This window comes from Nostoc sp. 'Peltigera membranacea cyanobiont' 213 (assembly GCF_002245975.1).
Lineage (GTDB): Bacteria > Cyanobacteriota > Cyanobacteriia > Cyanobacteriales > Nostocaceae > Nostoc.
In genome coordinates this window covers 39570-50394 of the sequence record NZ_NOLI01000045.1, presented here as the reverse complement: position 1 = coordinate 50394, position 10825 = coordinate 39570, and the positions used below count along the sequence as shown (strand labels likewise).

Below are 10825 nucleotides of genomic sequence, written 5' to 3'. Positions count from 1 at the left end.
CCCCCAACCCCCTCCCCGCAAGCGATGAGGGGACTATGATGTACCTCATGTGATTAGGAAACGCTATATCCAAGTCAATTTTTTAACGAACCGCCATCTCTACGAGAGGCTTTCGCCAACGCGCAGCGTCTCCAAGAGTTGGCGCAGAGAAGCCAGTGCGTTGGGCGGGTTCCCCGACTTGTTCGCGCAGCGTCTCCCCTTGGGAGAAGCAACTGGCGCGACGCAGAGAGAAAAAAGAGAAGGAATAAAATTGCTTAACTGAACTGTATTGAGTGAGTTAAAAGCTAGTATTTGTGGTGAAATTTATAATTTTTATATTGTAAAAATAAATATTGCCTTTTTATGCTCAGAATATCCTACCTCTAAGTTTCCGTATCTTCCTCAACTACTTCAGATTTATCTTGTAACGGCTTCACAACTCGCGCGATCGCTTCTTGAATAAAAGCTTTAATAAATTCATCTCTGCGATTAATCTGAAACTGTTTCTGCACAACTTCCGTCATTCCACCATCACCCCAGTCTTGATCGTGACGAAAATATTCAATAAAACTTTTACCAGCAATTCGCGTTAAATAAGCTGCTGTCACGCCTTGAATCGCCCTACCAATCAGAAAGGTAGCAACATTAAGTTGCAACGCTGTAGATAATAACTGAATCGCGCCTTTAACAATGCCCAAACTGGCGATAGTTTTTGCTAAAGAAAGGGCTAACTCTCGTCCCCGTTCCATATTCAATTCACAGCCGTAGACTCTGCCAATTTCCACAACCATTTGAGCGTTGACTGCGGCTGTCGCTAATAAATCCACAACTGGTATGGGCGTGACTGAAACTACACCAGCACCAATCCACTGAAAGCGTTCCACGATTTTGTCAGCTTGACGGCGACGCTGACTATCGATGAGTTTTCGCGCCTCGTCTCCCAATCGCAGAGATTGTAAAAGAATGTTATCTGCTACCAAATCTTCACCTTCGGCGCGTAAAACAGCAGCCGTGCGCCGCAACAAAGGGACAATATCGGGTTCTGGCTGGTAAGTTTCACCAGTTTCTAGTTGTGCAGATTGGGGATTAGCTGCGATCGCCACCACATCACTAGTAGCAATAAATCCCCGTACCCGTTGACGCAACCTAGCAAGGATGGCTTCTTTATCTTCATCTGTATATAAATCGGTTTTGTTAAGCACCAAAAGCGATCGCTTGCCAATTTCTGCTAACCCCCGCAACGGCTCATATTCTGAGCGCCGTAAGTCATTATCCACCACAAATAACAGTAAATCTGCTTCCGTCGCCAGTTCTCGCGCCATTTGTTCGCGTTCCGTTCCCGCCACCCCTGCTTCTAAAATTCCTGGCGTATCTGTAATTAAAATCTTGCGTTCTAATCCCTTCAACCGCAAACAATAGGTTTCGCCAACTTGGGTTGTACCCATCGGTGCATCCACTTGACCCACCATGCGTCCCATAATTGCATTAACTAGAGAGGTTTTGCCAGCACTCCCCGTACCAAATACCACTACTTGAATTTCACCCCGTGCTAAGTTCGCTTCAATCTCGCGCGATCGACTTAATAAAGCTTGGCGTGTGACTTCATCTTGAATTTGCGCTACCTGTTGGCGCACAGCTTGGAGAGTTGTAGAAGCAGCGTCAGATTTAGCCGCAGGAATTTGCGCCGCAGTGACTCGCTTGGGGTTGCGACGCGATCGCTTTTCCCCAGATTGAATTACCAATACATAATAGACAAAAGCGGCAACCAAGGCTCCGATCAGGACAATCAGCAGCAACAGCAGCAAATTGCCAAGCAACGGCGAATAGGACAATTGCCAATAGAGGCGCGATAGGGAATCAATTAGCCAGAGGGCTAGCCCCAAAATGACGATTAGACCAACAATTAGCGTTACTATGCGCGACAGAGGCATGGCTGGGAAAGATTAGTGGGTATTTAGTAGGCAGATGCTTCCGATCTTAATAGTTTCAGGATTTTTTGAGATCAAATTCAGATTGTTATATCTCAGTAGACAGATACTTCTTATCTTCATAGTTTCAGTATTTTTGACCAGGATAGAAAAAAGCCCCTTTTGATAAACTAAGAGCGCATTTTGGATTAAATGTGTTCTTATTTGCGTCTGGATTTCTTGTTTTTGATGAAAAACCGCCTAGTAAAAAATTCAACAGCGAGTAATACATGACTGCAACACCTCAATTAAAATACTTTAACTGGGTTCAACAAAGATTTCATCGCCTGAGTATTCGGCAAAAAATTTTTTATGGATACGGTTTGGCTTTGGGAGTTGCAGTTTTAGGGACAACAGCAGGGCTGGTAATAGGCGATCGCTATTTCCAACAAGCTAGACAACATCATCTATTGATAGATGAAGAAGGAAACTTGTTAAGTAGTTTACAAGGTAACTTGTTGAAAATACAGATCCATCAGCAAGAAGTAGTGCCTTTTTTGCAGCAGCCACAAGTCTTGCAAAAGGGAATTTCTCATTTCAAAAGCGATTTGGCAGAAACTGAAACGTTGCTTTCTCAGATGCAGGAATTTAGTCAAACCAATTCGCAAACGGATTTACAAACTCTCCTTACAAAGCATAACAGCATAATAGCGGGATATTTTGAACAACTCAGAGCGCTGATTCAGCAAATTTTGCCATTAAGTTCACAGCCGGAGGGAACATTAAAAGCACAGCAATTAATCTCAAAATTCAGTAAAAGTCAGGAGTCCGTGAAGTTTTATCAATTTGCTCATGAGTTAACCGACTTTGTTAAAACAGTTCGAGAAGGCCAAGAGGAATCTGATGTAGCCCAAGAAAAGGCTGCGCTAATCCAAGCTCAGATTATTATTGGTAGTATGGTGCTGTCAGTAGCGATCGCTGCTATCCTAGCTTTCTACACCAGTACAATCATTGCCTATCCGATTAAAGCGGTGACAGATATCGCCCAAAGAGTTAGTCAAGAAGCCAATTTTGACTTGCAAGCACCCGTAATTACCCAAGATGAAGTTGGAGCTTTAACTACTTCCCTTAACCAGCTAATTCAACAGGTAAAGCACCTTTTAGAAGAACAACAAGCTGAAGCCCAAGTCCGACTAATTCAAAGTGAAAAAATGTCTAGTTTAGGACGGATGTTAGCTGGTGTGGCTCACGAAATTAATAATCCTGTAAATTTCATTTCTGGCAATCTCGTACACGCGAAAACTTATACTGACGATTTATTAGCATTACTGCAAGTATACAAAGCCGAAGTTCCTCACCCTTCTACTGCCGTGCAAACTTTAGCAGAAGAAATTGATTTAGAGTTTCTCGAAGTAGATTTGCCAAAACTCTTTAATTCAATGAAAGTTGGCGCTGAACGCACGCGAGAAATTGTCCGAAGTTTAAAAGATTTCTCTCGTTTAGACGATGGCGAAGCGCAGTTAGTAGAGCTACACCCTTGTCTCGATAGTACATTATTGATTCTAAATAATCGCCTGAAAAATGGGATTAACCTTGTTCGCAACTATGGAGAGATTCCAGCGATTCCAGGCTATACAGGTTTACTTTATCAAGTATTTATGAATCTGATCGGCAATGCCCTTGATGCTGTAGAGGAAAAATCGGCTGATAATCCCGAATTTATCCCTAAAATCACTATTATTACAGAACGTTGCCCGAATGATTTGGTGATAGTGCGAATTGCTGACAACGGGCCTGGTATTCCACCAGAAAATCAGAAAAAGATATTTGAGACATTTTTCACAACCAAACCGCGAGGTATTGGTACTGGTTTGGGGCTAGCGATCGCATATCAAATTGTGGTAGAAAAACACAAAGGCAAGATTAGCTGTCAGTCTGAGTTAAATCAAGGTACAGAATTTGCGATCGCTTTGCCCACCGTAGGTATCACTTTACCGACTTCTCATCCCTGAGCTAGTAGCTTTCCAAAGTTAATTTTTTCACAATAACCAACAGCAAGTATCAGCTTGCGTGTTTAAATTTTTTAGTGGACTGACGAAAGTTTGCCTACACACGAACACCTCAAGCCATTTTTGGCAAGCTTTTTGAGAACAAAGGGAGAAATAAATTTATGGGACTTTTCGATCAAATTCTTGGGGCTGTTACTAATCCCAATCAACAGGGCAGCTTAGGGCAACTGGGAGGAATTATTAACACTGTACAACAGTTGAGCCAACAGACTGGCGCAGATCCTTCTACGATTCAATCAGTTTTATCAATTGTCGGTGGTCAAGTGCGTTCTGCTTTACAAGACAAGCAAGCTACAGACGGAAATGAAGCCGCACAAAGTTTAGTGAATCAATACGCTGGGACTTCAGCTAATCCCCAAGCAGTTGATTCGCTGTTTTCTCCTGAAATACAACAGCAAGTAGCTCAAGTTGCTGCCCAGCGCACTGGATTGGATGCTGGTATAGTTCAACAATTGCTACCTTTAGCAGTACCTTTAGTACTGAATTTTTTACAATCAGGCGCAAGCGCTCAAAATCCCCAAGCTGGCGGGAATCCTGTACTAAATTCCTTTTTGGATGCTGACGGCGATGGTGATGTTGATATCGCTGATGCTATCCAAATGGCAAGTCGGTACATGAGACAGTAATATTTTTCCCAACTCCCCACTTCTTTAGATATGAGCAATTGGCCCTTGCTAGATATTTAGCTAAGACATAGGCTGAGAAGATGGGGAATTTCCAAATATAAATCAGACAGTCTATGGCTAAAGTTTTTGACTGTATTACTGACGAACAGCAAGAGTTTATTGCAGCCCAACATCTTTTCTTTGTTGGCTCTGCACCCTTGAGTCCTACGGGTCATGTTAACCTATCTCCTAAAGGTTTAGGCTGCTTTCGCGTCCTCTCTCCCAGCCGAGTAGGTTACTTAGACCTTACAGGCAGTGGTAACGAAACCTCAGCCCATTTGCAAGAAAATGGGCGGATAACCTTCATGTTTTGCGCTTTTGAAGAACCCGCGCGTATCCTGCGTCTTTACGGTCAAGGAAACACGATTTTACCGAGTTCTCCAGATTGGGACTCTCTATATTCTTTGTTTGTACCGATGCCTGGAACTCGTCAAATTATCGTCGCCGACATTGAAAAAATACAGATTTCCTGTGGTTTTGGCGTACCACTCTATGAATATCGAGGTGAGCGCCAGACTTTAGTCAACTGGGCTAGCAACAAAGGTGAAGAGGGAGTTAGAGAATATCAACAGAAGAAAAATCTTGTCAGTATTGACGGTTTAGCGACACCCCTGAGTAAATTACCGTGACGTACCTACACCTCCTGAGTACAGCTAGGTGTAGGCTTCTCAGAGACTCTTCAATGAAAGTTATGGATTATTATATTCGTCCACTTACACAAGAAGACGAGGCTTTTCTTTGGCAAATGCTATATGAAGCAGCCCATCTCATAGAAAATGTTAATTTGACAGTACAGGATGCAATGAATAATCCTGATTTGGCAAAATATGTTAAAGATTGGGGACGTAAAGATGATAGCGGCTTTGTCGCTATTCTAGAAAGTAGTAATCAACCAGTAGGAGCGGCATGGCTGCGTCTATTGACAGGTGAAAATAAAGGATATGGCTATGTTGACGATCAAACTCCTGAACTAGCTATTGCAATTCTTCCTCAACATATAAATAAAGGCATAGGAACGCAGTTACTCACACATTTGTTAGCAACAGCTAAAACATCTTACCCATCAATATCACTTAGTACCAGAGCGACAAATCCAGCCGTGAGTTTATATAAACGATTTGGCTGGGAAGTTCTTGCTGACAGTGAGACAATCAACCAAGTTTGTGGTATCTCTTTTAAAATGAAAATTGATTTTTAAGGTCAAAGTTTGTCGCTTGTAGGGCAATACGCTTGGGTTAAGAAAATTGTAGGTTGGGTAGAACGAAGTGAAACCCAACAAAGTCACGGAAGTGTTGGGTTTCGTTCCTCAACCCAACCTACGGAGAAGGTCAATAAGAGAGCCGCCAAAGCGATCGCACGTTGCAAGCGGCTTTTTCGTGTAACATCAAAATAGTTGTGAAATCTCTATCTTCATTGGGAATTTTGCTTTTATGACCCTTTAGCATCGGTGTCACCACCAATTATTACTTGGAACAAGTTTCCAACTAAAGAGAAAAACGCCGAAACTAACACTACTAGCATTAAACTAGCAAGGGCAGCAAAGGGAGAGATGATGAATAAGAGTAACAGTGCAAGCATCAAAATCGTTAGTAATGTCTTATTCACCTTTTTCACCTTTAATAATTGATACTCTCAAGCTAACCAACTAAGCCATGAACTTTACCACAGTCAATAGAAGGAATTAGTCTTAATTCTCTGGTAAGATTTTGCAACAAAATTGAGTGCCAAAGTCTAATTTATAAATCAATAATCTGTCACTTCCCCTCTGTTAGACTTAACCTGTCCGTGTTTAGTTTTGTAGTCAAGGCGCTTTCTTTGAGAACTGCGAGTTGGTTTGGTCGGTTTGCGCTTTATGGTTACTACAACTGCGCTTTGAATCAGTTCTTGAAGTCGTCTCAAAGCTGACTCCCGATTGTTTTCTTGGCTTCGGTGTTCTTGTGCTTTAATTACAACAACTCCATCCTGGGTGATGCGTCGATCGTTCAGCTTTAAAAGCTGTTCTTTATAATAATCCGGTAATGATGAAGCGACAATATCGAAGCGCAAGTGAATCGCCGTGGAAACCTTATTGACATTTTGGCCTCCTGCTCCTTGGGAGCGAATCGCACTAATTTCAATCTCACTCTGCGGGATGATAACTTTATTGGAAATTTGCAGCATTACTCAGAAGGCAAAAAAGAAACTTTTCAATTTGGGATAAAAATCCTTTACTCAGTTTGTTCAGGAAAATCTATCACTAAGTGTTGGTCTTCATTGTTATCCAAATTCACCTCTAAAGTTTTTCCTTCTATTGTCACTTTATCACCCGGTACTAGTCGCCGCCCTCGTCGGGTTTCCAGCATCCCGTTTACTTGAACATCGCCACCTTGAATCATCAGCTTGGCTTGTCCTCCAGTTGGCACTATGCCCATCAACTTTAAATATTGATTTAACTTAATTGTGTTGTCTCGGATTTTCTTCATAGTCAATAAAGGTACACGATCTTAATTCTATCGGCGTTAGCGAGTATTCGTTCGCTTTTAGCGTCTCGTAGACATCGCCATAACAAAAACTGTAATGCCAGTTTATTATCTATAATGTTGATCGACAAAATTTCCAGATATTTAGGTGAACAAACTAGTCTGGAAAGTTCTTTTAGTGTGTTCAGGGGACTGGATCTATGATTAAGCTCGGTTTATTGGTACAGTCCCAGAATAACTCTTTGGGTATCGGAAAAGTTACGGAAATATCTGATGCCAATGCAAATGTTGAGTATTTCTGCTCAATAGGGCAACGTCTTCAAAAAACTTTACCTTTAAGTTCGCTCTCTGAGGTCAGGCTTGAACCCCAGGCTCGATGCTATATTAAGTACCAAACTCAGGATAAATGGATAGTTGGCAGAGTTTTCATCTGGGATGAAGATACAGAAATGTATCAAATTGATTTACCAGATAAGAAAACTGCGATCGCTACTGAAGAAGACATTTACGTTCGTTGTAATCTCCCAAACACAGACCCCATCGAAACTTTAGCGATGAAGGGTCACGAAACGCCTTACTTCCACGACAAAAGATTAGCTTTCGTCAAATCCTTGATTAAGCAACGCGCTGTCAGTCGCGGGATGACAGGATTGATTTCGGCAAATATTAATCTTTATCCTCACCAAGTTGAAGTTGTGCGGCGGGTACTAGAAGACCCAATTCAACGCTACTTGTTAGCAGACGAGGTGGGACTTGGAAAAACCATCGAAGCGGGTGCGATTCTCCGTCAATTCCTTCTGGATGAGCCGAAAAAAGGGGCGGTGGTATTAGTTCCGCAATATTTGCTCAAACAATGGCGGACTGAGTTAGAAAACAAGTTTTACATCTCCCATTTTGGCAAACGGGTAGCAGTGCTGGCGGTTGAAGATATCCATAAAATCAACCTGAAAGCGAGGATAGGCTGCTTAATTTTAGATGAAGCTCATCACATCGCAGCAATGGCAACCTCCAAGGATGCAACAGTTCGCCAGCGTTTTCAGACTTGCAAAGAACTTGCTCATAAGAGCGATCGCTTACTTTTATTATCTGCCACTCCTGTCCTGAATCACGAGCAAGATTTTCTGGCCATGTTGCACTTGCTCGACCCAACAACCTATAAAATTGGTGATTTAGCAGGTTTCCGCGCCAAAGTTGAAAGCCGTCAGGAAATTGGTAGACTTCTGCTTTCTTTTAAAGAAGGTGCGGAACCTGCTGTTATCAAAAGCAACTTGCAGCAACTACGAACCCTCTTAGCTGAGGATGAGTATTTACTGAAGCTGGCGGATGATTTAGAAAATTGTTTACAAGCAAATTCTACCGAGCAAGATCAAATCGTTCAAGCGATTCGGACTCACGTTAGCGATATCTATCGACTACACCGGCGAATGCTTCGCAACCGTCGCGCGGCAGTAGAAGATGTAATCTTTGACCGCAATTTTACGCCCAAAGAAGAGTACGATCTAGACGAGCGATCGCCTGATATCCACGAACTGCTCAATCAATGGCGGAGTGTTGCTCCTAGTGAAAAGCCATATCAGCGAATTTTTCTGGTGTTATTCCTAGCTGCTGGTACTTGGTTAGGCATATTAGAGCAGGTAATTACCGCCCGTTTAACTGGTAAGCCTCATGCTAAACTCATCCAGGAGTTTAAAGAAGATGATATTCGCCTATTAACTACAACCCCCAAATTCTCAGGGGAAGAAGAGATTCTGCAATCCTTCCTCAAAATTATTCGTCAACCCCAAGAGGACGGAGGACGGACAGAAAATTTGAAAACAGTAGTGCTGAATCAGTTAGGTACGTACTTTAAAATTCCTGCAAACGTTCGGAAGAATCAAAAAGAATTCATCACAAGGATACAGCAGAGAATCAAAAGACCAATTTCTGGCGATATTCTGCCCAAATTTATTGTATTTACCAGCTTTGTGCAAACTTGTGGCGAAATAGTCCGGTATTTGTCTGATACCTTTGGTGCAGAGACAATAGCCAAACATCAATTTGGAGAATCACCAGACAAAGTTGAGGAAGGGTTAAGTAAATTCAGGAATAACCCAAACTGCTTTATTCTAGTATGCGATCGCTCTGGAGAAGAAGGACTTAACCTCCAATTTGCCGATTGGTTAATTCATTTTGACCTTCCTTGGTCGCCGAATCAATTAGAGCAAAGACTTGGCAGACTTGACCGCATTGGCAGCAAAATTGGAGTCCAATCTTGTGTTTTGATTGGCCCCTATTTGGAAGATAGCCCCCACAATGCTTGGTATCAAGTATTAAAAGATGGCTTTGGTATTTTCCAACAATCAATTGCCAGTTTGCAGTTTTATGTGGATGATAAACTTGCAGAATTAGAAACAGCTTTGTTTCAATCAAGTGCTGCTGGATTGTTAGAGATGATTTCGCCAATTCAAGAGCAAATTGAAACTGAAATTGCCAAAATTAGCGAACAAAATGCTCTCGATGAAATTGATGCTAACGACGAAATTGCCACCGAGTATTTTCAAGAGCTAGATAATTACGATGCGTGTCATCTGGAAATGAAACGAGCAATTGAAGGCTGGATTTGTGAAGCACTGGGATTCAGAGGACTCAATAACCCCGACTCATCAGAGATGCGACGTTATCAACCTTCAACGCGGACATTAGTTCCCATAAATGAGTTAAAAAACCGCTTTGCTGATAGTTCATTAGACCAATTTGGTACTTATAATCGCCGAGTGGCAAACCAGAATCCTGGTATTAAACTATTTCGAGTTGGGGAAGGATTTGTCGAAGCACTTTTGAACTATATAAACTGGGATGACCGAGGTGAAGCCTTTGCAATGTGGCGCACTGATTCATCTTGGGATGCCAAAGAAGGGAAGGAGTGGTTTGGTTTCCAATGCAATTATGTAGTCGAGGTAAATTTAAGACTTGCCAAACAAGTTTTACTAGATAACAAACTAGATAGCTCTCAATTCAAACACTTGCAGCGCCGTGTTGATGCTCTATTTCCGCCAATTATAGAAACTATCTATGTTGATGGTCGCAAGGAGCCAATCCGCGTTGTTGAAGATAAAGCCCTCTTAAGTATTCTACAACGTCCATATAAAGATAAAAACAATAATCAAGGACGAGATTACAATCTGGCAAAAGAGCGCTTAGGAATTATTGACGATTTTGTTGACCCTAGTAAATGGCAAAATTTCTGTTACCAAGTGCGTAATACTTCTTCAGAATTACTCTCAAATCGTCCAGATTTTATTGACTTATGCCAAAGTTGTGCTAAAGTCGCTGAGAAGAAATTAGCCAATCGAGTCGAACAATTACGCCTGCGTCTGAACCAGCAAAGCTGGGATAATGCGTTAGCTGAAGAATTGAAGATAGAAACTGCTTTAAATGCAGCCATCCTCGAAGGAATTCGTCAGCCCCAGATTAGACTGGATTCTGTCGGCTTTATTGTTGTATCGGGGCGCTCGCTAATGCAATTTGAGTGATATCATTGATGTGCGGTTAAATAGCCGCCTTAGTAAGTATACTAACCCCACCCATCTAAGAGGTGGGGTTTTTTAAACTTGAAAATATCATCAGATAATCGTTTCTTCAATAATTTGCACTGTTGACTTGAACTACAGTTGTAATTGCGATCGCAAGTCAATCTACAGTTAATTCATTGCGGATTGATAAGTAGAACGACTTGAAAAAAACAAACTATGTAAAGTAATGTAACT

The 10825-nt window shown here is 41.9% G+C and carries 10 protein-coding genes; 6 read left to right on the top strand and 4 right to left on the bottom strand.

Annotation, left to right across the window (positions count from 1 at the left end):
• Positions 1-362: 362 nt before the first annotated feature.
• The gene (locus tag CDG77_RS14790) at positions 363-1910 is read right to left on the bottom strand and encodes a YcjF family protein (protein ID WP_094330115.1); all 1548 of its coding nucleotides are present in this window, start codon (positions 1908-1910) and stop codon (positions 363-365) included.
• Between the two features lie 266 nt (positions 1911-2176).
• Here CDG77_RS14790 and CDG77_RS14785 point away from each other — a divergent pair, with 266 nt between their 5' ends.
• The 5 genes from CDG77_RS14785 to CDG77_RS35460 all read left to right on the top strand — a co-directional run bounded on the left by CDG77_RS14785 (position 2177) and on the right by CDG77_RS35460 (position 6013).
• Positions 2177-3898: a sensor histidine kinase gene (locus CDG77_RS14785; protein ID WP_094330114.1), complete on the top strand. Its 1722-nt coding sequence runs from the start codon at positions 2177-2179 to the stop codon at positions 3896-3898.
• A 158-nt stretch (positions 3899-4056) separates the two neighbouring features.
• Positions 4057-4581, top strand: coding sequence for a DUF937 domain-containing protein (locus CDG77_RS14780; RefSeq protein ID WP_094330113.1), 525 nt, complete (start codon positions 4057-4059; stop codon positions 4579-4581).
• 113 nt (positions 4582-4694) lie between these two features.
• Positions 4695-5249: a pyridoxamine 5'-phosphate oxidase family protein gene (locus tag CDG77_RS14775; RefSeq protein WP_094330112.1), complete on the top strand. Its 555-nt coding sequence runs from the start codon at positions 4695-4697 to the stop codon at positions 5247-5249.
• Between the two features lie 62 nt (positions 5250-5311).
• Positions 5312-5818 (top strand): GNAT family N-acetyltransferase, encoded by a 507-nt coding sequence (locus CDG77_RS14770; RefSeq protein WP_094330120.1) that lies wholly within the window; start codon positions 5312-5314, stop codon positions 5816-5818.
• Positions 5819-5827: 9 nt separating this feature from the next.
• Positions 5828-6013 carry a hypothetical protein gene (locus CDG77_RS35460; protein ID WP_143857031.1) on the top strand — a complete coding sequence of 62 codons (186 nt, stop codon included), beginning with the start codon at positions 5828-5830 and terminating at the stop codon, positions 6011-6013.
• 35 nt (positions 6014-6048) lie between these two features.
• Here CDG77_RS35460 and CDG77_RS36525 read toward each other — a convergent pair whose 3' ends face one another.
• From CDG77_RS36525 to CDG77_RS14755, 3 genes are all read right to left on the bottom strand, one after another.
• Positions 6049-6225: a hypothetical protein gene (locus tag CDG77_RS36525; RefSeq protein WP_181154293.1), complete on the bottom strand. Its 177-nt coding sequence runs from the start codon at positions 6223-6225 to the stop codon at positions 6049-6051.
• Positions 6226-6363: 138 nt separating this feature from the next.
• On the bottom strand, positions 6364-6780 hold the full coding sequence (gene arfB, locus CDG77_RS14760) for an alternative ribosome rescue aminoacyl-tRNA hydrolase ArfB (protein WP_094330110.1): 417 nt from the start codon (positions 6778-6780) through the stop codon (positions 6364-6366).
• Between the two features lie 47 nt (positions 6781-6827).
• On the bottom strand, positions 6828-7082 hold the full coding sequence (locus tag CDG77_RS14755; RefSeq protein ID WP_094330109.1) for an RNA-binding S4 domain-containing protein: 255 nt from the start codon (positions 7080-7082) through the stop codon (positions 6828-6830).
• A 197-nt stretch (positions 7083-7279) separates the two neighbouring features.
• Between CDG77_RS14755 and dpdE the strand changes: the two genes are divergently transcribed.
• Positions 7280-10591: a protein DpdE gene (dpdE, locus tag CDG77_RS14750; protein ID WP_094330108.1), complete on the top strand. Its 3312-nt coding sequence runs from the start codon at positions 7280-7282 to the stop codon at positions 10589-10591.
• Positions 10592-10825: the final 234 nt, after the last annotated feature.

Coding starts and splice junctions, on each gene's coding strand:
- CDG77_RS14785 (WP_094330114.1), top strand. CDS start 2,177: ATGACTGCAACACCTCAATTAAAATACTTTAACTGGGTTCAACAAAGA.
- arfB (WP_094330110.1), bottom strand. CDS start 6,780: ATGCTGCAAATTTCCAATAAAGTTATCATCCCGCAGAGTGAGATTGAA.
- CDG77_RS14775 (WP_094330112.1), top strand. CDS start 4,695: ATGGCTAAAGTTTTTGACTGTATTACTGACGAACAGCAAGAGTTTATT.
- CDG77_RS14755 (WP_094330109.1), bottom strand. CDS start 7,082: ATGAAGAAAATCCGAGACAACACAATTAAGTTAAATCAATATTTAAAG.
- CDG77_RS14770 (WP_094330120.1), top strand. CDS start 5,312: ATGGATTATTATATTCGTCCACTTACACAAGAAGACGAGGCTTTTCTT.
- CDG77_RS14790 (WP_094330115.1), bottom strand. CDS start 1,910: ATGCCTCTGTCGCGCATAGTAACGCTAATTGTTGGTCTAATCGTCATT.
- CDG77_RS14780 (WP_094330113.1), top strand. CDS start 4,057: ATGGGACTTTTCGATCAAATTCTTGGGGCTGTTACTAATCCCAATCAA.
- dpdE (WP_094330108.1), top strand. CDS start 7,280: ATGATTAAGCTCGGTTTATTGGTACAGTCCCAGAATAACTCTTTGGGT.